General features: G+C 37.4%; 22 protein-coding genes. 10 read left to right on the forward strand and 12 right to left on the reverse strand.

From position 1 onward, the window contains the following. Nucleotides 1–181 precede the first annotated feature (181 nt). On the reverse strand, nt 182–1,201 hold the full coding sequence (locus ABMA70_RS03085) for a 3-oxoacyl-ACP synthase III family protein (RefSeq protein ID WP_392991615.1): 1,020 nt from the start codon (nt 1,199–1,201) through the stop codon (nt 182–184). Between the two features lie 218 nt (nt 1,202–1,419). Here ABMA70_RS03085 and ABMA70_RS03090 point away from each other — a divergent pair, with 218 nt between their 5' ends. Then, the gene (locus tag ABMA70_RS03090; RefSeq protein WP_103217508.1) at nt 1,420–2,316 is read left to right on the forward strand and encodes an endonuclease I family protein; all 897 of its coding nucleotides are present in this window, start codon (nt 1,420–1,422) and stop codon (nt 2,314–2,316) included. Further along, on the forward strand, nt 2,297–2,725 hold the full coding sequence (locus ABMA70_RS03095) for a hypothetical protein (protein WP_103217509.1): 429 nt from the start codon (nt 2,297–2,299) through the stop codon (nt 2,723–2,725). The genes ABMA70_RS03090 and ABMA70_RS03095 overlap by 20 nt, the downstream gene beginning before the upstream one ends. A 146-nt stretch (nt 2,726–2,871) precedes the next feature. Here the strand turns inward: ABMA70_RS03095 and ABMA70_RS03100 are convergent, their stop codons facing one another. Further along, nucleotides 2,872–3,033: a hypothetical protein gene (locus tag ABMA70_RS03100; protein ID WP_158246838.1), complete on the reverse strand. Its 162-nt coding sequence runs from the start codon at nt 3,031–3,033 to the stop codon at nt 2,872–2,874. Between the two features lie 196 nt (nt 3,034–3,229). Here ABMA70_RS03100 and ABMA70_RS03105 point away from each other — a divergent pair, with 196 nt between their 5' ends. Genes ABMA70_RS03105 through ABMA70_RS03115 form a run of 3 tightly spaced genes read left to right on the forward strand, consistent with a single transcriptional unit; the run spans nt 3,230 to nt 5,002 of the window. Continuing rightward, nucleotides 3,230–3,685: a hypothetical protein gene (locus ABMA70_RS03105; protein ID WP_103217510.1), complete on the forward strand. Its 456-nt coding sequence runs from the start codon at nt 3,230–3,232 to the stop codon at nt 3,683–3,685. Nucleotides 3,686–3,688: 3 nt separating this feature from the next. After that, on the forward strand, nt 3,689–4,276 hold the full coding sequence (locus tag ABMA70_RS03110; RefSeq protein ID WP_392991612.1) for a tRNA-uridine aminocarboxypropyltransferase: 588 nt from the start codon (nt 3,689–3,691) through the stop codon (nt 4,274–4,276). A gap of 15 nt (nt 4,277–4,291) precedes the next feature. Further along, a complete protein-coding gene (locus ABMA70_RS03115) occupies nt 4,292–5,002 on the forward strand; it encodes an arginyltransferase (protein WP_103217512.1) in 711 nt (236 codons plus the stop codon). On the opposite strand, the gene ABMA70_RS03120 is transcribed toward ABMA70_RS03115, so the two are convergent. Then, nucleotides 4,999–5,613 carry an alpha-ketoglutarate-dependent dioxygenase AlkB family protein gene (locus ABMA70_RS03120; protein WP_392991610.1) on the reverse strand — a complete coding sequence of 205 codons (615 nt, stop codon included), beginning with the start codon at nt 5,611–5,613 and terminating at the stop codon, nt 4,999–5,001. The two genes, ABMA70_RS03115 and ABMA70_RS03120, sit on opposite strands and share 4 nt — an antisense overlap. A 27-nt stretch (nt 5,614–5,640) precedes the next feature. Further along, entirely contained in the window at nt 5,641–6,447 is an 807-nt protein-coding gene (locus ABMA70_RS03125; RefSeq protein WP_392991608.1) for a hypothetical protein, read from the reverse strand. A 288-nt stretch (nt 6,448–6,735) separates the two neighbouring features. Between ABMA70_RS03125 and ABMA70_RS03130 the strand changes: the two genes are divergently transcribed. Beyond that, nucleotides 6,736–8,502 carry a hypothetical protein gene (locus ABMA70_RS03130; RefSeq protein WP_103217515.1) on the forward strand — a complete coding sequence of 589 codons (1,767 nt, stop codon included), beginning with the start codon at nt 6,736–6,738 and terminating at the stop codon, nt 8,500–8,502. A 4-nt stretch (nt 8,503–8,506) separates the two neighbouring features. Here ABMA70_RS03130 and ABMA70_RS03135 read toward each other — a convergent pair whose 3' ends face one another. The 4 genes from ABMA70_RS03135 to trmFO are packed head-to-tail and all read right to left on the reverse strand — an operon-like array spanning nt 8,507 to nt 12,875. Continuing rightward, the gene (locus ABMA70_RS03135; protein WP_392991606.1) at nt 8,507–9,583 is read right to left on the reverse strand and encodes a hypothetical protein; all 1,077 of its coding nucleotides are present in this window, start codon (nt 9,581–9,583) and stop codon (nt 8,507–8,509) included. Nucleotides 9,584–9,598: 15 nt separating this feature from the next. Then, on the reverse strand, nt 9,599–10,564 hold the full coding sequence (locus tag ABMA70_RS03140) for an NAD-dependent epimerase/dehydratase family protein (protein WP_103217517.1): 966 nt from the start codon (nt 10,562–10,564) through the stop codon (nt 9,599–9,601). A 17-nt stretch (nt 10,565–10,581) separates the two neighbouring features. Further along, nucleotides 10,582–11,508 (reverse strand): DMT family transporter, encoded by a 927-nt coding sequence (locus ABMA70_RS03145; protein ID WP_103217518.1) that lies wholly within the window; start codon nt 11,506–11,508, stop codon nt 10,582–10,584. Further along, on the reverse strand, nt 11,505–12,875 hold the full coding sequence (trmFO, locus tag ABMA70_RS03150; RefSeq protein WP_199177528.1) for a methylenetetrahydrofolate--tRNA-(uracil(54)-C(5))-methyltransferase (FADH(2)-oxidizing) TrmFO: 1,371 nt from the start codon (nt 12,873–12,875) through the stop codon (nt 11,505–11,507). Before trmFO ends, ABMA70_RS03145 begins: the two co-directional genes overlap by 4 nt. A 114-nt stretch (nt 12,876–12,989) precedes the next feature. Between trmFO and ABMA70_RS03155 the strand changes: the two genes are divergently transcribed. The 4 genes from ABMA70_RS03155 to ABMA70_RS03170 all read left to right on the forward strand — a co-directional run bounded on the left by ABMA70_RS03155 (nt 12,990) and on the right by ABMA70_RS03170 (nt 17,942). Next, entirely contained in the window at nt 12,990–14,744 is a 1,755-nt protein-coding gene (locus ABMA70_RS03155; protein WP_392991603.1) for an NAD+ synthase, read from the forward strand. Between the two features lie 23 nt (nt 14,745–14,767). Beyond that, entirely contained in the window at nt 14,768–15,367 is a 600-nt protein-coding gene (locus ABMA70_RS03160; RefSeq protein ID WP_103217520.1) for an outer membrane integrity protein, read from the forward strand. Between the two features lie 58 nt (nt 15,368–15,425). Beyond that, a complete protein-coding gene (locus ABMA70_RS03165; RefSeq protein WP_103217521.1) occupies nt 15,426–15,695 on the forward strand; it encodes a hypothetical protein in 270 nt (89 codons plus the stop codon). Between the two features lie 81 nt (nt 15,696–15,776). Continuing rightward, complete coding sequence (locus ABMA70_RS03170; RefSeq protein ID WP_392991601.1) at nt 15,777–17,942, forward strand: amino acid permease; 2,166 nt, start codon at nt 15,777–15,779, stop codon at nt 17,940–17,942. Here ABMA70_RS03170 and ABMA70_RS03175 read toward each other — a convergent pair. The 4 genes from ABMA70_RS03175 to ABMA70_RS03190 form a co-directional block, all read right to left on the reverse strand. Then, nucleotides 17,939–19,393, reverse strand: coding sequence for an ATP-binding protein (locus ABMA70_RS03175; protein ID WP_392991599.1), 1,455 nt, complete (start codon nt 19,391–19,393; stop codon nt 17,939–17,941). The two genes, ABMA70_RS03170 and ABMA70_RS03175, sit on opposite strands and share 4 nt — an antisense overlap. A gap of 18 nt (nt 19,394–19,411) precedes the next feature. After that, nucleotides 19,412–20,677 carry a tyrosine--tRNA ligase gene (gene tyrS / locus ABMA70_RS03180; protein ID WP_392991597.1) on the reverse strand — a complete coding sequence of 422 codons (1,266 nt, stop codon included), beginning with the start codon at nt 20,675–20,677 and terminating at the stop codon, nt 19,412–19,414. Continuing rightward, nucleotides 20,677–22,113, reverse strand: a complete 1,437-nt coding sequence (gene gltX, locus ABMA70_RS03185; RefSeq protein ID WP_392991595.1) for a glutamate--tRNA ligase — start codon at nt 22,111–22,113, stop codon at nt 20,677–20,679. Before gltX ends, tyrS begins: the two co-directional genes overlap by 1 nt. A 118-nt stretch (nt 22,114–22,231) precedes the next feature. Further along, nucleotides 22,232–22,591, reverse strand: coding sequence for a hypothetical protein (locus tag ABMA70_RS03190; RefSeq protein WP_146037823.1), 360 nt, complete (start codon nt 22,589–22,591; stop codon nt 22,232–22,234). Nucleotides 22,592–22,621: the final 30 nt, after the last annotated feature.

Consider the following 22,621-nt stretch of genomic DNA (forward strand, 5'->3'; position numbering starts at 1 on the left):
CACTTATTACACGATATAGTTTACCACCTTTTGTGATAAATGCAGGGATTATGGTTCCAGATCACTTTTCGTTGACCAAGCGTAAAGGAAAAGCACCTGGAACTCTTATAATGAAAATACAAAGCCTCCAGTCCGGAGGCTTTTTTATAAACGAAATATTTAAAATTAATTAGACTCGATACTAAACTCTATAAAGAGAAGCGGCCCAAGTAAACCCAGCACCGAATGCAGCACTTGCCACAAGCATCCCTGGCTTTAGAACACCTTCTTTCATTGCATCGTGCATTCCTAGTGGAATTGTCGCAGCAGTTGTATTTCCATATTTTTGAATTGTATTGAAAACTTTCTCTTCAGGAATTCCCATCACCTCTGCAACTTTAGAATTGATTCTTAAGTTTGCTTGATGGAATAAGAAAACATCAACATCATCAACTGTTACACCATTCTTGGCCATAAGTTTTGAAAGTGCTTCTGTCATTCTTTTTACAGCGTGAACAAAAACTGTCTTTCCATTCATTTGTGGATAATGAAGTTTTTCATCAAGCATTTCTTGAGAAAGTCTTTCTGTTGAATCAAAACCAGTTCCTGCAGCAGGAAGCCAAAGCTCTTTTGCGTACTTTCCTTCACTGTGAAGAGAAGCATCGATAAAGCAAGGCTCAGTCTTCTTATCATTAACTTCTGTTGCACTCATAACAATTGCACCAGCACCATCACCAAAAAGAACAGAAACATTGCGTCCATCTGGAGTTTGGTCTAGACCTTTTGAATGCACTTCTGCACCAACAACAAGAATATTCTTATTTGATCCACTAACGATAAATTTATCAGCAACAGTCATGGCATAAAGAAAGCCAGAACACTGTTGACGAATATCGATCGCAGGAATTTCTGAAAGACCAAGCTTGTCTTGTAGAAAACAACCTGTTCCTGGAAAGTCAAAGTCAGGAGATAAAGTTGCTAAAATGATCATGTCGATATCTTCTTTTTTGATGCCAGCATTTGCGATAGCCTCTTCACTTGCCTTAAGTGCAAGATCCGAAGTTGAAGTCTTTGCATCAACCCAGTGACGCTGCTCAATTCCTGTTCGCTGAACGATCCATTCATTTGAAGTATTCATCATCTCTTCGATATCTGAATTTTTAAAAACTTGTGGTGGTACGTAAGAACCCACTCCAATAATTTTACTTGCCAATACAGCCATAGTATTTCCTTTTCATAAATTTTCTTACATCTGAACTGGTGAATGATATCTTTTCAATTTAACACAAGATTCGCATATGCGATAGAGAGCAGACTTACAATTTTATTTTTCTTAAATTGCCCCGATACAATTTTTATGGGCCAATTCTTGCTCGGTTTTTTTATTGGCCAAGATATGTTTTCTTGTTAACATAGAACTATTCCAAGGAAGGAATTAAAATGACTAAGCTTAGTCACCTTATGGTGTTTATTTACATTCAAATGAGTTTTAGCGCATCTGCTGCATACAACTCAACCCAACTGACGAATCACTCTTACTACCCAGAGGATACAGCGCAGTTCATCTCTAATACTCTTAAAAAAGCCAACAAGAACAGTTTAAATACTTCTCTTAAGATAAAAGAAAAGCTTAGAGAAATATTGGTTTCTGCTCATATTAGAACACCAAATAAAAATGACTTACTTGCAGCTGATTGCTCAGGTAAGAAAAATTGTTATCTTCAAAGAACGCCAAGAAATTACAAAGAAGCTAGAAAGTATCTTTTTGGTGATATCTATTTACAGACTTCATCAAGAGGTCTCTATGTAAAAGATGTTTACTGTAACCAAGATGTCACAGAAAGAGATGGTGTTGGAAAAATGCAAATTCCAAATCATCAAGTAATCAACTGTGAACACAGCTGGCCACAATCAAGATTTAATCCAAGAGAAGATAAGAATACGCAAAGAAATGATTTGCACCACCTTTTTCCAGCAAACTCACGTGCTAACTCTTCTCGCAGCAATCACCCATTCGGTGAAGTAATTGGTAGAGTTGTTAATTCAAATTGCCAGGATTCTCACATTGGAGAAGTAAACTACGAGAATGAGACAACGACTTCATTTGAACCACCAGAAGAAATCAGAGGTAATATTGCAAGAGCACTATTCTACTTCTCAACTCGCTATAATCTTCCAATTGATGAGGCCCAAGAATTCTATTTAAGAAAATGGCACAAGGAAGACCCTGTTGATACTTTTGAAGAAAGTATTAATAACAGAATCTATGAAATTCAAAATAGTCGCAATCCATTTATTGACGACGAAAACCTAGTTGATGCTATTAAAGATTTTTAAATTTTCCATTATCGCATTAGTACTCACTTCATGTGCTACGAAGCAAAAACCAGTGAAGCCTCTCACTCAAAGAGAGAGGCAGCTACTCTATTATAAGAAACTTCGTGCGGCAAAATGGGAAGAAATCACTAAAAAGCGCAAACAGCAAGAGCGCAGCTATCACAGAGACACTAAAATCACGATTAAAACGAAAAGGCAGAAACCTGCTCCTAAAAAAGTTTCACCAGTAATTCCTGTTGATCCTAATGAGCAGAGAATCGAGATTGAACAACTAATTTCATTCCATTGTATTAAAGAGAGAATGGATAATTGTGATGAATTATCGACTAAAATTTATGAGAATTGCCTCCAAGAGTTTAACCCTGGAGACAAGAGACTTACATACTGTGTAACAAAAGCACTAAAGTAGAGATTAGTTACCTACCTTCTTATCAGAATTATCTCCAGACTTTTCAAATTCTTCTAACTCTTTTTCTGCTTTCTTTCTAAGTTCTTCTTGTTTTTTCTTTAAGGCCTCTTTCTGCTTACGTCTCTCCGCGAGATCACGAACTACATTTACTCGTTCAGCACTAGGCCCACCTGCTTTCCCAGCTTTTCCTCATCATCCTCATTTGTCTTTTCTGTTTTCTTTGGCTTTGGCCTTGAAAAATGCCAATAAGCCTTCACAAGCTCCTTGGCCTCTTTTTCTTCTAGCTTTAGTCTTTCTTTTAAATTCATTATTACTCCTTGCCAAAATATTTTGGTAGTCATCAGTACTTATATTTGGCCATATGAATCAATTCACATCAACTTAAGTTAGTTATAGATTTCCAAACTCAGTTAAAATTAACTTTGTGTTAAGTTTTTCAATTATTTTTAAACATTAGAGTCTGCTTATTGAGTAAAATAAAGATCAGATGTATAATTCTAGAACATGAAGAGTTTAGTTATAAATACCATTGTAAATGCGAGTGTCGATGAAATTTTGAATAATTTCAATGCAGATACTATGCAAGAAGCAACACCTCCATTTATCAATTTGGAAGTTCCACGCTTTGATGGTAATTCAGTTTCTGATCAGACTCATCTAATTACTTCGATCCTTGGCCACTACCAATCTTGGGTAATCGAAGTCACTCAAAAGAAAGAAACTTCTGATGGGATCATTATTCGAACAGAGGCCATCGAAACTCCATTTCCTTTCACAATGTGGATTCATACTTATCATATTCGCGATATTGGAAATGGGAAAACTAAGATCACTGATAATATCAAATATAAAACAGAAAATTTTGCATTTGATTTACTCATTTACCCAATTATCTATTTCATTATGTACTACAGAAAGCCAATCTTAATGGATAAGTACAATAAAGAACTAAATATTTAAACTATGGCCAAGAGAAATCATTGTCAAAAATGTCAACGTCCACAAGGGCTGTGTCTATGTCACACAATTGAAAATGTGACATTAAAAAATAAATTGATTATTTTCCAAGATGAAAAAGAGGCCCTTCATCCGTTCAATACAGCGAGGTTGGCCAAGCTAGTTGCACCTGATATTGAACTTGTCTCAAGTGAAAATATCACAGAAGAACGAATCCAAGAAATAAGAGAGACAAGGCCATTTCTACTTTTTAAAAATGAAAATTCAATCCCATTAAATGCTGAAAATATTCACTTACTTCAGAGCAAGAATATCGTCGTTCTTGACGGTACGTGGAAGAAGGCCAGAAAAATCTATCATACTTGGCCGGCCCTAAGTGAGCTACCATGCTATCACCTCGAGCTAGATGACCAGAAAACAATCTATCAAAGTATTCGAAAGTCATGTGGTGAAACTCACCTCTCTACACTTGAGGCCATCGCTGTAACTCTTGAAGTCCTTGGTGAAATAAATGAAGTACAAGTTAAACAATTTTTAGCGCCATTAAAAGAGCTTATAAAACAGCAAGAAGCCTTCCATCAAAGACCTAATTAATGCTATCATGATTCAATGAAAATGATTCTAAGCCCTCGAATTAGCGATCTTGATCAATGTCCATATTTAAAAGAAGAGATGGAACAACATGAGTTCTTCTTTAGTTCAGAGTTAAGTGATACCGAACTAGACTTTCTACTTGAGCGCGGCTGGCGTAAATTTGGTCAATTCATCTTTAGACCTTTATGCCCAAATTGTCAGAAATGTATTCCAATACGAGTCGAGTTAAAAAAATTTTCCCTCTCAAAAAACCAGTCAAAATTTTTAAAGAGAAATCATAACAAAGGTTTACAGGTTAAGTTTTCGCCGCTGCTATATAGACAAAAGCATTTTGAAATCTATCGTCTGCATGGACAAAACCGCTTTGTCGACAGTATTGATGCTACAATTATTGATAACGAGCTACTATTTAAGGAAACGTTTTATCGCTTTACAGGAACTCAACTTCTTAGCGAAATATTTTTCGAAAATAAACTCATCGCTTTTGGAATTTTGGAGCAATCCCAAAATGCTTTAAGTAGCGTTTACTTTTGTTACGATCCGAGTTTTGAAAAAATGAGTCTTGGGCATCTAGGCGCCCTTGCTGAAATTATCCATGCAAAGAATATGGGACTTGAATATTACTATCTCGGTTACTGGATTGAAGAAAACGAATTTATGAAATACAAGTCTCGATACATGCCTTATCAGCTCTATGACTGGAGTTCGAAAAGTTGGGAGAGCTAATCGACGATATAGCGAAAAGTTAAGTTTATTCTTTCATCAACTTGCTTTGCCGTTTTATTAAGTTGATGTTTCCAATTATGTTGAAGTGCTCCTTTCATAATCAAAAGACTTTTATCTTCCAAATTAATTTCAACTTTTTCTACAGACTTATCAAAACGATGCTTTAAAACAAACTTACGAGACTCTCCGAAAGATGCCGATGCAATCACTGGATTTCTTCCAAGGCTTGCCTCATCGTCACTGTGCCAAGCTGCATAGTCGGATCCATCTCGATAAAGATTACAAAGACACCCATTGAATTGATGCTTCGTTATCTTTTCGATCTCTTCTTTCAAAACACTAAGTTTGTCATTCCAGTCGATACGGGGAAGTTTTACACCAGAATAACTATATTCCTTATCATCACTATACCAAGCATGGAGTCTTGGTATTGTATGTGTTTTTCCATATAGTGTGATTTCACCTTCTTGCCATTTAATTGAATTTCTCAAGTCATCAAATTCAATCTTAGTCTTTGCAAAGAAATTAGGATAGTAAATCGCAGTACCACCTTTTAGATCGTAAACGACTTCTTCATTTTCATTTGTACCAAAGAGATCAAATTGATTCATCTATTTCCTAAAATTCACTAGAACTCACTAGAACTCAAAGTTAAGCAACCCTAAGTACGCCGTGGCCGCATCAAACTTATACCCATCAATATTATATAAAGAATACCCTAATGTTAAGTATGGGTTCCATGCTGCAATCTTAAAATCCATTCTCACACCAAGATCACTAATTGTTGTATCTAAATTATAGCATTGGCCACCATCACAAAAATCAGTCTCTCCATAGTTAAACGAAGAATAAGCACCAAGACCAAACCCACGAGTAAGCATATATGTATAAGATAAATTCACTCCTGCACCCGAATATTCAATCTCATTTAAAATATCATAATCAAAACCATCTTCTAATGTAATAGAATCTGCTTCCATTGTACGGATTGAAAGGCCAATACGAAATTTATGATTATTTATTTTTTTAACGCCACTAACAGCAAGCTCACTACCAACTAAGTGTAAATCTGCGCCATAATAATCAACAGTCGAAGAAATAGCACTGATTCCTAGTTGAACCTTTAGGTTATCTTTACTGCTTTCAAGCTCAGGGGCAATCATCACTTTAGTACTATTAATATCATTATGTAGCTGTTGAGTTGTTGCATCTAACTCCTGCTTTGGTGCTTCGACAACTACTTCTTGTACCTGCACTTCCTCTTTTTTAGGACTGAGTGATTTTGCGATTTCCTTTGCAAGCTCTTGCTTTACAAGCGAACGCATCTGTTCATCTTTGATTGTCGCATTGATTTTTTCAACTTGAGTATTATACTCTTCTAAAGATAGGCCAAATGTTTGAGTAGATAATGCCAAAATAAATATTAAAGATAAAACTCTCTTCACTTCTTCCCCCATGCTCTTATTTCCATATATATAAGCAACCTAGAGGCCAAAAAATTTCATACAATTCTAGCAACTTAGAAATAAGCATTGCACATTTTCTAAACAAAAAGACTAATCTTAGAACAATTTTAAATATTGAGAGCGAAAAGATTCTAAACGCCACGAAAAAGACACGGCCAAAAAAGCGTAAAAGATGCCTAAGTATCTAAAATTGCAATAAATCTTATATAATACTAAGGGTATGAACTTAATTTCGATAAAATACTCTTATAAGCTGAGGAGATCGCTATGAAAATGGCAAGCGGACATTTTATAACTATAAAGAAGTTAATTATAACTCTTGTATCATGGTCGATGCTTTTGACTCCGATGGCCTATGCGCAAGAACAAACTGAAGTAAACACACAGGCCCAGTCACAAGAACAAGTCCAAACTCAAACTGAACAAGAAGACGGCCGCACAGAAGTTCAAAAAAAATCTGACCCGAATTACTGTTATCACGATGGTACAAATCAGAAGTGTGATGGAGGTAATGTTTATAATTGTCACCTTGAACAATGTGTAAGCGCTAATGATAATAAAAACTACAATATGGAATACCAAAATTGTGGGATCGATGAAAAATGTCAGGAAGATCTAAAAGCTGATGCAAAGCTTTTTACAAATCATAAGACAAGTGGACCAAAAGGAGCATCTGATACGATGAGCTACCTTGCTGCCGCTGCACAAGTAGGTCAAGGATGTGTTCTGCTTTTTGGTGGAATGTGCCAGTCAGATGGAATTGGGGCCATGCTTTCAGGTGCAATAATTCTTGCGGTAGCTCTCATGTCGGCCATGGGTGATGGTTATAAGAAAAAATTTAAAAGTTATAAAGATGCTCTTGCTAAACTTGATGAGAACGATGAAAAAGCATGGAACCACCAAACACAAAGAGTTGCTCTAGAAACAGAAGTTCAACTTTTAAAAGATATGGAAAAGGCGGCCCAGGATAAAATGAAGCATCATAAGAGAATTATGATGATGATTACAATCTCTACTGCTATTGCGGCCATTTGTGCTGCACTTACAATTTTTGGCTGTCCAGCTTCAAATCCGTGTACCTACTGGGTACTAGGGCTAGGAGCAGTGGCCCTAATGCTAGAAAACCAGGCCCTATCGACAGCAAAGAAGGCCCACAAAAGTGCAAAGAGCGCCAGAGAAAAGACAGAGGTTGTTCTTAAGAAACTTATGGCCCGCTATAATAACCAATACAACCCTGCTTCAAGTCAGAAGACATCAGTTGCTAGTGCTATGGCCACACCAGGTGCTCAAGGACTTGGAATGAATAATAACCAAGAAACATTTGATGTTGATGAAGTGAAGTCAGAAAAACTTAAAACAATTCCAAAGCTTGATATTAAAATGGGATCTCTTGGAACGACTGGTGAAACTTTTGCAAATACAATTGGACTTAGTGAAGTACAAGGCGGATACAACAAAACAAAGAAGACTGGAAATTCTAAATATGTAAATGAGGCCCTTGATAATAATGCCGCTAAAATTAATAAAGCAGCTAATCGCGTCCTAAAAGCACTGGCAAAATCAGACAAGACAAACGATAAGGCCAAGAAGGCAATCAACGCGATTCTTAATCCAGCAGCGAATAAAAGATATCTTGCCGATACTCTTGCTGGACACGTATCCCCTGTTCAAATGGCACTGAATTACAGAAGGGCCGGTGGGACAAATGCATCAAGAGATATTGCAAAGAACTCTCAAGAGCTTGAAAAAGGAACAGGAGAAGGACTTGCTGTAGCTTATGACCCAGCCTCTAAAGACTATCTAAATAAACTTAAAAATCAATTAAATGGTTTTGAGAACTTACTTGATAGTGATGATGGTGTTATGGCGCTTTCTAATTATGACCCTACAGTAAATGAAGACGCTGTTGAACAATTAAATGACGACGAGATCATTGAAGATAAAGGAACAATCCACAAGGACTCAAAGCTGTCCCTGTGGAAAATTATTTCAAATCGTTACAATGTAATTAAATTAAAAAAGACACTAGAATAATTGATTAGGCTTCACAGCAGCTGTCATCTCTTAGAGACTGTTGTGAAGCTTTACTAGCTTCTATCTCATCACTTATCCTCTTAAATTCCTTTAAAAAGATATGCTTAAATTTTACCATTTCGTAATTAGCTGAAACCCCATGGCGCTTCTTAGGATCTTCATCAGGAATCCCTACTTGTACAGGGTATCTAAGTGATAAGTAATCAGCAGGAAGCTCATGAACTCCTACCCCAAATGGTAAAAACTTATTTCCATTTGTAAGAACAGGTCTTCCACAACTTAACGCTTTCAAAGAGAAGTGAGGAAATTTATCTGTTGTATCGATCAGATACTTAGTACCTGCTAAAAGAGGAGCTAACTCACCTGAACAACGATCTCCAAAGAAAAGCTCCGGATGCTTTTGCGCATACATCCCTAAGTGATCATGCTTTCCGATAAACTTAAACTTCTTATCACCGTAAATATCGATGATCTTATAAACTTCAGAGCTCGTCAGAGGCTCACAGTTAATTAGAAAGTAGTCTCGATTAAACATTCCTTCAGGAAGGATCTTGTAATCTTTTAATGCAATTGCCGGTGTAACCTGAGTAGCATTTGGAAACTCTTCTAAAATAGCTTCTTCATTAGACCAAAGAGTATTGGCCCTTTTTAAATACTTTCTCTGCTTAGTACGAGTGAAGGCCTTAAAGAAGAATTCCTTGAATGAAGACTTCTTTTTAATTGAATTGATATCTTCAACAAAATAAGTGAATAAATAAGTGTCATCACACATTTTGATTTCTTGAGAAAACCCACGAGAAAGATTAACGACTAGATCAACACTACATGGAATAAAAAGACCTCTTGCAGCACCGTGAACAAGGTGAGATTTATCAACTAAATCTTCCCAAGACTTAACAAAGCGATTTAAGAATGTTGAATGAATCTTTCTTTGTTCAACAGGTCCTAGAACTTGACCTTGTCTATGAACAAGAGTGTAGAGCTCAACGTTATCACCGATAACACCCATGATGGTTTCTAGACACTCAATATAATAATCTCTTTCAATGACAGCATCACAGCTAACAACAACTTTTAACATATATTTTCTCTATACCTATTTTTTAATATCTCTAAAGTATTTTGCAGTTTCTTCAATCCCTTGCGCAAAAGTAACTTTTGGCAAGTATCCTAGTTTCATAACACGATTAATATCTGGTCTTCTACGTTTTGGATCATCTTTTGGTAATTCTTGATAAGTAAGTTTTGAAGAAGACTCAAGTGCATCAACGATTAACTCTCCAGTTTCCTTAATTGTATACTCATCAGGGTTTCCAATATTATATGGCATGTGATCCCCAAGCATTAGAACGTGATCGATTGCATTTGCAAGATCAGTTACATAACAGAAAGAGCGAGTTTGACTTCCATCACCATAAACAGTGATATCTTCTCCTTCAAGCGCTTGGTTAATAAAGTTTGGAATAACACGTCCATCATCTGGGCGCATACGAGGTCCATATGTGTTAAAGATACGAATGATTCGAGTATCGACTTCGTACTTTCTGTAATAAGTCATAGTTAAGGCTTCAGCGTAGCGTTTTGCTTCATCATAACAGCTTCTTGGCCCAATTGGATTAACATGACCAACATAGTCTTCAACTTGTGGGTGAATCTCAGGATCACCGTAGACTTCAGAAGTTGACGCTTCAAGAAATCTTGCACCATGATCCTTAGCTAGCTCTAGCAAATGCTGAGTTCCAATAGAGTTTACCATCATGATTTCAAGAGGAATGACCTTGAAGTCAATTGGAGAAGCAGGAGAAGCCAGAGATAGGATATAATCAAATTTCACATCACCAAAGTCAGGAAGACCCTTGATAATATCGCATTCTGTGAAGTGAAAGTTTTCATACTTAGATAGAAGCTCAATATTTGATTTTGAACCAGTAATAAAATTATCTAACCCATAAACAGTTGCACCTTTTTCAAGATAAAGCTGAGCGACAGTTGAAGGAACAAAGCCAGCAGCACCTGCGATTAAAAAATTCTTCCCCTTATGGTCCATTGGTAATTGGTTCATCTAAACTCCTGATATATTTAATTTACTTGTACATTTAATTCGTGTTTTCTATTGGCCAATTGTAGCATCGTCGATCCGAGCAGTAAAAATGCTCCACCCAAAAGCTGAACGACAGTAAGTCTTTGATCAAGGGCTACCCAGTTGATTATGACTGCAAAAAATGGAAATGACATCTCTGCAATTGTACAAACCTTAGCTGAAACTTGGCCAAGCCCTTTGTAGTAGAAATACATTCCAAAGATCCCCGAGATCAGGGCCAAGATACTAACTTTTCCCCATAGCTCAATTGGAAAATTAAGCCCTGTGCCACTTGCTATCATAAAAGGAATAATTGCCATTAATCCTACGACAAAGCGCAAAGACATAACTTCTTTTTCAATCCAATTGCTCTTCATAAGATACTTGCCAAAGACAGTCGCACTCCCCCAACTAATAACAGAGACGAGGGCAAGACAAAGTCCATACAGAGACGAGCGATCAAAACTAACCTGGCCAGCTTTAATTAAATTAATGGCACTATTAATGTCTTGATAACTAATAAGTATCGCACCAAATAAAGAGACAGCTGCCCATAATAGAAAACGCTTTGTGATGCGCTCTTTTAAAATAAGATAAGCAAGACTTATCGCTATAAATGGTTGAAGTTTTTGTAATAAAATAACAAGCGATGGATTTAAAAGAGCAAATGACTTTGTAAAAGTTAGTGTTGCGATTGCCGAGCCCATGGCACCAATCATAAAAAAGCAAAGCATTTCAAATGGCTTCATTTTCATGATCTTCTTTCTGGCCATATAAAGAGTTGGCAAGAAGAGGATTGTTAAGAAAAGGTGCTCACCAAATACAATGATCTCACTACTATTGTACTTATAAAGCAGTGGATAACGAATAAGCGTATCCAGCGCCCAAATAAAGCAAGCAATGAGAATAAAAACTAAACCTTTCACTTCGTAAAGTACCCACTCATGAATTCATCAAAAACTAATTTTGCGCGATCTGCGGCCAATTGCTTCTTAACTTTCTTGCGGTTTTTTCGATCACGTCTTTGTTCCTTTGTTAAAGTAACAGGAGGAAGAAGTCCAAAGTTAATATTTGAAGGCGTAGGTTTTGGTACAGTCATAATATAATTAACTAAGGCACCTAATCCAGTCTCAACAGGAAATTGTTTAACTTCCTCACCTCTTAACTTCTTTAGTAATTGAAGTGCCACATACTGTCCCATTGATGCAGATTCAGTATAGCCCTCAACACCAGTGATTTGACCAGCAAAGTAGATATTTGGGATTTTCTTAACACTTAAATCAAAATCAAGCAGCGTTCTTGAGTTGATAAATGAATTTCTATGAACAGAACCTAGGTGCAGGAAACTTGCATTTTCAAAACCAGGAATCTTTCTAAATACTCTTGTTTGCTCAGGGTATTTTAGACGAGTTTGGAATCCAACCATATTAAAGGCCGATCCAAGAAGATTCTCACGTCTAAGCTGAACACATGCATATGGAAGAGATCCATCTGGAAGCTCAAGTCCAATAGGCTTCATACATGAGAAGCGTGCTGTATCAACTCCACGCTCTGCCATAATATCAACAGGCAGGCATGATTCGAAGAATTTATAATCTTCAAAATTTTGGGCAGGAACTTTTTCAGCAGCAACAAGCTCAGCAACGAATGCTTCGTACTGCTCTTTATTCATTGGTGCGTTTAAGTAATCAGCTTCCTCTCCTTCTTCCTCACTAACCGGCTTGTGGCGGTCTTTGTAGTAAAGTTTTGAATAATCGAGACTGTCTCCGTCAACAACAGGTGCAATAGCATCGTAGAAGTAGAAATCATCATTTGAAATATTCTTTACAATCCAATTAGAAAGACCTTCTGTTGTCAGAGGTCCTGAAGCGATGATACACGCATCAGCTTGATATTCGGCCATAAGGGCCTGTGGATCAGAAGCATCTTGAGCCACAATAGTGATTTTCTCATTTGCGTGAAGACGCTCAGTTACTTCGGCCGAAAAACCTTCACGATCTACAGCAAGAGCATCTCCAGCAGGCACGGCGTGTTTTCTTGCAGAATCAAGAATAATTGAACCAAGGGCATCCATTTCATATTTTAGAAGTCCATGACCTGAAGCTGGACTCATTGATTTAAGTGAGTTTGTACAAACTAATTCAGCAAAAGAATCAATTTTTTGTGCTGGGTTTTTCTGGATCGTCTTGTTTTCAACAAGAATAACTTCAACCCCATGACTAGCTAAAAAGTTAGCAGATTCACTACCTGCCATACCCGCACCAATAACAATTACTTTATGTGAATTAGACAATTTCAACCTCTTTAATATACTTAAATGATGATATAGACCTTATATATGCAAACATGCTATAAAGTCCATTAATTACCAGTATTTAACTAATATTATTAACATAGAGACGACGCAATGCAAATAGTCATTCATCAAACTGATCACACCATTGGCAACTTTACACAAATTTACAAATACATAGAGAATCTCGTTCATTCTCAGGACTTTCAAAACAAAATTCACATCTTCCCAGAAACGTATTTAACAGGCTATCCGCTTCAAGATTTAGTTCTACAAAAAACATTTATTCGCGAATATCACGAATTACTTGATGCCCTTAAGCAATTATTTTCTAAGATCAAATTTGAGGATCAAACAGCTCTTCTAATTGGCGGAATTCGCTATGACTTTGATGAAAAAACACAGATCCCTTCACATATCTACAATGTGATATTTGAGGTCACAAAAGATGCCAACCTGAATGATATTTATAAGAAATGTCTTCTGCCGGCGTACGATATTTTTGACGAAACAAAATACTATACACCTGGAGACTCTGCGACAATTTGGAGTCTTGGTGACTATAACTTTGGTCTATTAATCTGTGAGGATATGTGGCACTCGAAACAGTATTCGATAGACCCACTTCAACTCCTTATGGATAAAGCTCAAGGTAAATTTCTAAATGGTGTTATCAACTTAAGTGCTTCACCTTGGAATATTGATAAGGAGCAAAAGCGCCTAAAGCGTGCAAGCGAGATATCGAAAGTCTTCAATGTGCCTTTTTACTATGTCAATAAAGTTGGAGCAGAAGATGAGATCATCTTTGATGGTGCTAGTTTTGTTGTTAATGAAACGACTGTTGTGGCCAAGGCAAAGTCTTTTGTTTCGGATGTGATGGAAGTTGAAGTAGGGCCAGCAGTAGAAATGAAAAATCTTGGAGATGCACCTCAAGGTGCCCACTCTTGGGAGTCTCTATTTGGTCCTCAGATAGAAGAAACTGTAAATGGAGCAAGGCTAAGACCTCTTACAGAAGAAAATTTAGATGCTATTTTAGGAGCAATTAATTTAGGTCTTCAGGACTATGCCAGAAAGTGTGGTATGAATAAATTCCTAGTGGCCCTTTCTGGAGGGATTGACTCTGCACTTGTTCTAACACTAGTGAAATTATTCCTTCGCCCAGGTCAAGAAGTTGAGGCCATTTACATGCCTTCTAAGTTCTCAGCAGGACTTAGCTGGGAAATCAGTGAGGAGCTATGTAAGAATCTTGGTGTGAAGCTTCACAATGTACCAATCAAGTTTCTTCACTCATCAGTGCAAAACTTATTCCAAGACTCTCTAGACCCTTTAACAGGGCTAGCTGATGAAAATATACAGTCTCGCTTAAGAGGGGCACTACTCTATGCTCGCTCAAATCAGACAGGAGCAATGGTAATCAATACTTCTAATAAATCAGAAATTGCTGTTGGCTACTCGACTCTATATGGTGACTCAGTAGGTGCCTTAAGCATTCTTGGGGATCTGTATAAAAGTGAAGTATTTGCTCTTTCAAGACATATTAATAAAAACTTTAATAATATCATTCCAACGGCAGTAATCGAACGCCCTCCAAGTGCGGAGCTTAGGGAAGAACAAAAAGATGAAGATTCTTTACCTCCATACGATACCCTCGATATGATATTGGAATCATACCTTTCTTATCGCTACGATATGGAAGATCTTCTTAAGCTTGGGTTAAACAAAACTGAAGTTGAAAGAGTCATCAAACTAATATTAAATAGTGAGTATAAAAGGCAGCAGTTCTGTCCTATTTTGAAACTTAAAGATAAAAGCTTTGGTTTTGGGAGACGCGTGCCGATATGTAAGAAGGTTGATTTTAATTTAGTCTAATAGGTTTAGGGAGATAAGAGAAAATGAATAAGACTTTTGAAAAGGTAATGAGTTCTTTCGACGATGTAAAAGCAATGGTTGATAATGTTATTACAAATAAATCGGTAAAAGAAGTGGAAAAAAATGTGATGAACTTTATTGGTCAAGTTGAGAAAGAAGCTCGCAACGTTGTTGATAAAGACGTCAGAAAAGTTGTTCTCACACTTCAGAAAGAAAAGAAAAAAGTTGAAAAATTTGTGGACACAACAATTCAAAAAGAAGTTAAGGCCGCAAAGAAATATCTCGATGGACACATCAAAGATGTTCAAAAGCTTCAAAAGAGCCTTGATAAATATCTAAAAGATGAAATGAAAAAGGCCAAGAAGACGGCAACTAAAAAAGTGAAAGAAGCCGAGGCAACAATTAAGAAGAAGGCCAAAACGGCCAAGAAAGTAGTTAAGAAAAATGTTGCTGCTAAAACAGCGGCGGCAAAGAAAGCTACAACAAAAAAGGCAACGACAAAGAAAGCTGCTCCTAAGAAAGCCGCTGCAAAAAAAGCTGCCCCAAAGAAAGCCGCTCCTAAAAAAGCAGCTGCAAAAAAAGCGGCCCCAAAGAAAACGGCCAAGAAAGCTACACGTAAATAGCACTCGACACATATGAGGGAGCCTAATGCTCCCTCACATAGCCCACAAGGTGGATGTCATGGAAAAGAGTCTCAATTCTCATATTCAAAAACTACTTCCGAAGTTTAAGGCATCTAAAAAAACTGAAATTGACTACCTCTTGCCAAAAATTGCAACGATGCAAGAAAATGAACTCCGTCAGGTCCTTCACAAGATGGCCGGAAGCTTCTCTTGCTATAATTTCCTTAAAATTGGTGCTTCTTTAAAGGCTTTTGAGCTAGACCAAGATCTTGACTCAAAGCGCGACCTTGTAAAGAAAGCTCTTGAAGAGATCCTAGCTGAACTATAGTCCAAATACCTATTTTTATTAACAATCCCTTTCTTTTTTGTGATAATGCCCAAATACTAAAATTTGAATAAGGGAATTTAATTGAAGAAACTTGAAAGAAACTTAGGACTCTCGTCAGTTATCTCTATCAGTATTGCCTCAATGCTTGGATCAGGGATCTTTGTTCTTCCAGGACTCGCATTTGAAGTAACAGGCCCATATGTTTGGATCTCATACTTACTAGCTGGACTTTGCGTTCTTCCGGCCGCTCTATCTAAGTCTGAACTTGCCACGGCCATGCCAGCTTCAGGTGGTACATATATCTATATAGAAAGAACATTTGGCCCTATGGCCGGAACAATTGCAGGGCTTGGCCTTTGGATCTCTCTGCTTCTTAAAGCAGCTTTCGCATTAATGGGTTTTGGTGCCTATCTAGGGGCCATTAGCTCAGGGTTTGACTTAAAAAACTTTGCCCTTATTCTAACGGCCATCATCACACTCCTTAATATTGTTGGTGTTGGTAAAGTCAGTGGATTACTGATTGCCGTCGTCATTCTTTCGACAATAGGCTTAACAGTTTTAAATATTGGAACCCTTTCAACGGCCCAGGTTATTACAGGGATTCCATTTTCGTTTACACATATTGATACGATCTTAGCAGCAGCTGGTCTTGTTTTCATTTCATACGCGGGTGTAACTAAAGTTGCAGCAATTGCGGAAGAGATAAAGACACCAGAAAAGAATCTCCCTAGAGGTATTCTTCTGTCACTTTTAATTGTGACACTTCTTTACTGTGTTACAACACTTGCCCTAGCTAAATACTTACCACTAGAGCAACTCAAAAATAATTTAAGACCAATCTATACCCTAGCATATGAATTTGGTGGGAAAAATTTCGGTCTGGTTATGGCGATTTTGGCCATTCTAACGATGACTTCAATGGCAAACGCAGGCCTTTTAGCAGCTTCTCGTTTCCCTTTTGCCATGAGCCGTGATCACCTTATCCCAAGGCTATTTGGACATCTTCATCGAAAATTTCTTACACCAGTATGGAGTATTTTGGCCTCAGGACTTGTCATCGCCTGTGCCATCTACTTTTTAAATATTGCTAAGATCGCAAAGCTTGCTTCAGCATTCATTCTAACAATTTACATGATTGAAAATATTGCTGTTATCGCTCTAAGAGAAACACATATCCAGTGGTATAAACCGACTTACAAATCACCACTATATCCGTACGTCCAAATTTTCGGAATTCTTTCAACTCTATACTTACTTGTAATGATGAAAGACTTGGCCGTGATTGGGCTGGTTTCAATTTCAGTTCCAGGAATTTTGATTTATCTCTTCTACGCTAAAGGACGTGTTAACCGAAAAGGAGTTCTTGGTATAAGAGGAAAGAGAACGGACCTAGTAAATGAGGCCCAATTTCCTGCTCCAGCAATGTCGGAAAAATTAAGTCTTGATCAAGACGCTAATGTTGTCGTGGCCCTCATTGGAAATGAGCGATCACCAGAGATGCTCATTGATATGGGGACATCACTTGCGGGTGGAGAAAATATTGAAGTTGCTCACCTGACAGAGGCACCTGAGCAAACTGATCTTAATGACTTTACTGATGAAGATCCAAAACTTAGGTCTTTAAGACGTCGAGTTATTGCCATGGCCATTGAGAAGACAACACCAATTAACTTTGATCCAATTGTTACCCACGATCTATCAAAATCAATCTTTGAAATTGGCCAAAGACTACACTGTAATTGGCTATTCATGGAGTGGAAAGGACGCCTACGTGATACATTCACAACACAAAGTCCCGTAGCATGGCTAAGGTCTCATTTAAATTGTCACCTAGTTATCTTTAGAGACAATGGTGTGAGGTATATGAGAAAGATTATGGTTTTAATTGACCAAAACTCAAATGATGTCACACTAATTCAGGCGGCCCAACAAATTGCAGAGGCCCATAAAGCAGAGATCACATTTATCTACTTAACCGACAAAGACCTTACAATTGAAGAGACCTCACAAGTTGAGAAGTATATTCGCCTTATTAGTGGTGATATGAATGTTAGAACAACTGGACACATTATAAAGTATCACGACAAAGTCGATACTCTAGAAACGATTACAGTTGAATATGACCTGCTCGTTTTCAACTCAAATAAGAAGCATCGTTGGTTTCATGTCTTTGGTACAGAAGATGACCAAATTATGGCAAAGGCTTCATGTTCAGTTCTTGGGATTCATACAGGAAACGCGAATTAAAGTAGCTCAGACTTTGGAAGGCTTATAGAGAAAGTCGTATATTCAGAGTCTGGGTCATACGTTAAACTTCCACCGTGATCCATAATAATTTCACGGCTAATATTTAGGCCAAGACCTGTTCCCTTTTCTTTACTTTTAGTTGTATAGAAACGATTAAAGATTTTTTGAGCTATATCTTTTTCAATCCCTTGCCCACTATCTAATACCTCAAGGATAACGTGTTGAGCATCATCTAGAAGATTAATTTCAATCCATTGCTCTTTAAGTCCAGCAATCGCATCGTGAGAGTTGTTAAACAAGTTGATTAAAACTTGAATAATCTCTGATGAGTTAATATTCACGAGATCCGAATCAGCATCATTTGAAAAAACGATGCGAAGACTTTCGTCAACAAGCCCTGTTTTAAATAATGCAATAGAGTCATGAACAATCGAAGACAAGCTTGTCATCTCACGCATTGAGCGATCATCTTGAGAATAAATATTGAGAGAGCTAACAATATTTGCAATTCGATTTTTTTGCTCACCAATTGAGCGAATTTTCTCTAATAATTGCTCTGAACTAATCGTTTCACCACGTCGCTCAATGGCCTGAACCTGCAGTTCGATGATTGCTAAAGGATTATTCACTTCATGAGCTATATTGGCGGCCATTTGTCCAAGGGCCGTCCACTTACTCATTTTATCAATTGTTGCTTTTTGAGAATCAATTTCGCGATTACGACGGAAGCGTTCCGTAACATCGGCCGTACGATCAAGAAAGTAGTGACCTAGCTGATTGAAGTCATGATACTCCATTGAGCATTCAAAAACTGACTCCTCATCATCTCCCATTTCCATAAAAACAGTATCAGTGATAATTTCACCGACAGATTCTTTTGCTCGATCAGCACGTTGATAGAATTTCTTAAGATTTTTTCCACTTACAACATCTTTAATATTTAGCCCAACGAGAGGCTTTCCATTCCAAGTAGCATCCGCTTTTGAAACGTAGACAAAGTTATAATCCTTATCAAAGACAGTGAAAATATCAGAACTTTGCTCAACCATTTCTCTAATAAAGAAATTTGTCGAGCTAGTAGTAAGATTAACTTCATGCGGGCGAATCTTAGATAAAACTCTCTTATTGCCTTCATCGTCAATAAAAGGATTAAATTCGACATCCCAAGTAATAGCATCTCGATTAAGTCGATTCGTAAGTATAATCTGCTCTCGGCCAAACTCTCCGTTTAGCGCTCTTGCAAAACAATTCTTAACTTTTAAAACTTCAGATTCGCTTAAGTGACCTTTGTTGTAATCATAAACACTCATTCCAAGATAATCTTCAGAGAATCCAAAAAGAGTTGTTGAAACAAAGAGGAAACAAGCATTTTCATCAAACACAGCAACTCGAACATTTTGCTCTTCAAAATTTCCAAGCTTTAATAAATCGATCAGTTGCTGTGTGTTCATATAGTTTCTGTTTGTTTTCTAAACGAATTTTACCACACAATAATTCTTCTTCCCCTTCTTTAGAATTAAGCAAGACTCACTTGCCAAATCTGAGGTAGTTATCACGTGATCAACATTAGCATTCTTAATGTTATTGATGGCAACACCGTTTTGAGTGACCATTTTTCTTGCCTCTCCCTTTGATTTAAACAAAGGAGTTGCAGCAAGCATATCTAAGTAAGTAATTTCACCTAATTGCGATTTTTCAAGCTCAATCGAAGGAACATCATCAAAAATACCCGCTAATTCTGCATCAGTCGTATTTTCAATAACCTTACCAAAGAAGAAGTCTGTTGCTTTCTGTGCCGCTTCGATCCCTTCTTTACCGTGAACTAAGCTTACGATCTCTTCGGCCAGTCTTTTTTGTGCTGCTCTTAAATGAGGCTCTGTTTCAACTAACTTCTCGTATTCAGCAATTTCTTCTAAAGTTAAAAACGTTAAAGTTTTTAGATATCTAATTACTGAAGAATCATCTGAATTAAGTAGGAATTGGTACATCTTGTATGGAGATGTCATTGTTGGGTCAAGATAGATTGCTCCACCTTCAGACTTACCAAACTTCTTTCCATTGGAGTCAGTTAGAAGTGGAATTGTCATACAAAATGCGGGCTTCTGGTGCATCTTACGAGTAAGATCCATTCCTGCAGTCATATTCCCCCACTGATCTGCTCCACCAATTTGTAAGCTTACATCATATTCTTTATTCAGGTGAGCAAAGTCATAACCTTGAATAACTTGGTATGTGAACTCAGTATAGCTAATTCCAGCTTCTGAGCTAATTCTCGACTTTACAGAGTCCTTTGCAAGCATTTCACCAACACGAAATCTCTTACCAACATCTCTTAGAAACTCTAGGAATGAAAACTTTCCAATCCAGTCAATATTGTTAACCATTGTGGCCGCATTCTCACCTTCAAAATCTAATAGCTTTTGAAGCTGTGCCTTTTGACCTTCAAGGTTTTGAAGAACTTGATCTTCTGATTGAAGATTTCTCTCATCACTTTTCCCAGAAGGATCACCAATCATTCCTGTTGCACCACCAACTAGAACGTAAGGCTTGTGACCTTGTCTTTGAAGACGCATCATTGTAACAACTGCAAACAAATTCCCTAATTGAAGAGATCTTGCCGTTGGATCGTAACCACAATAGAATGAAATTTTCTTATCATTTAAAATTTCTTTCAACTCTTCGTGTGAGTATTGATTAACAATTCCTCTTGCTTCTAATTCTTCAAAAAAATTCATTACGCTAGTCTCTCTTTAATAATTGATACTGGAGTAAGTGCCACAACAGTCTTTAAATCTGGCCCATGTGCGCGTCCAGTAAGACATACACGTGTACCCATAAATAGTGGCTTCCCTTTTATTTTTAATTCTTTCTTTAAATAGTCCATCCACTCACCAACTTGATCTTCAGTAACATTAGTTGTCTGATCAGCTAGTTGTGTTTTTAGGTATTCTTTAATTTGTGAAGTAGTTTCCCAGCCAATCGCTTCTTTATACTGATCATCTTGAAGTCCCTTTGGATCCACACCAGCATCAAAGAAGATCGGTAGATGTTCGTTAATATTACTAAATAATTGAACCTTCTCTTTCATTAGTGCTGCAAACTTAATCTTCCAAGCTTCATCTTGCTTGTGATATTCACTTCCTGCAGGAACAAAGCGATCAAATCCAGCTGCAATATCTTTGTCATCTAATTTTCTAAGCCACTGCTCGTTAAAGAAGTTTAGCTTTTGAATGTCATACATTGCTGAAGACTTAGAAAATCTTTCGTAACCAAATTTATTACCAAGTTCATTTACATCAAAAATATCTGTCTCTTCAGGATGTGACCAACCAAGTAGACATAGATAGTTTGCAAGTGCTGCTGGAAGATAACCTTGATCCTTATACTGAGTAACCGAAGTTGCCCCATGGCGCTTCGAAAGCTTTTGACGATCGTGACCAATAAGTAGTGAGACGTGACCAAACTGAGGAGGTGTCACACCCATTGCATCGTAGATCATAAGCTGGCGACATGTATTGTTTAAGTGCTCTTCTGCACGGAATACGTGAGTCATCTCCATCTTTGCATCATCAACAACACAACAGAAGTTATAAACAGGCATTCCATTCGCTCTTAAGATAACGAAGTCCCCTACCATATTTTCTGGAAATTTAACGTGACCCTTTACAAGATCAGTGAACTCCCAAGTTTTTCCAGGGTTCTTAAAACGAATTACATATTCTTCACCCGCATCAATTCTCGCCTTAGCTTGGGCCGGGTCAAGATCACGATATTGTCCGTGATAAGCATGTGGGTCTTTATTTTCACTTGCTGCTTTTTCAGTTAATCGCTCTAATTCAATACTTGTTAAGAAACATGGATAAGCTAATCCACGATTAATAAAGTCCCAAGCAATGTCTTTATAAATATCAAGTCTTTCAGACTGACGGTATGGACCAAAGTCTCCACCCTTATCAGGACCTTCATCATGCTCGATTCCCATCCATTTAAGGTCAGCAATTTGCGCTTCTTCATACTCACGCTTTGATCTTTCAAGGTCAGTATCTTCAATTCTTAAGATATATTTTCCACCATTTGCCTTAGCAAAAAGGTAGCTGTAAAGAGCAGTACGAGCGCCACCGATGTGAAGATAGCCAGTTGGAGAAGGTGCAAAACGAACACGAACAGTCATGTAAATTCCTTTGGGTAATTAAATGTATTTTAAATTAATGTAGTTGAGCGATATTATAGCTTTTTAAATAGGAAAAGACACTTTCAAAGTCGCACTTTTTGGGGAAAAACACTTGATATTATAGACTATTTAGAATCGAGTCCACGTGGTCAACATTCTTTAAACGCTTGGACATGGAACGTGACACGATGCAATTCTCGCCATAACAAGTATTCGTAATATTTTTGAAGCAAGAACTAAGTAGTTGAAAGTAACGTGGCGTTCCAACAACAATACGGCCAGAGCCATCTTCCTTGGAAACGATTTTATCCGCATGAAGCTTAAGACACTCATCGACACCGAAAGTTGTATACTCAAGCAAATATTGTTTACGTGCCTTTAGGTATTTATTCGCAAGCTCAACTTTGGGATGTGAAGCATAGGAGCTTAGTCCAAAGAGCAATTGACAGGATACGAATAAACTCATTAACTTAGTCATAAATTGATTCTAACAATATATTTTCCTTTA

This window comes from Halobacteriovorax sp. XZX-3 (assembly GCF_043196495.1).
Taxonomy (GTDB): domain Bacteria; phylum Bdellovibrionota; class Bacteriovoracia; order Bacteriovoracales; family Bacteriovoracaceae; genus Halobacteriovorax_A.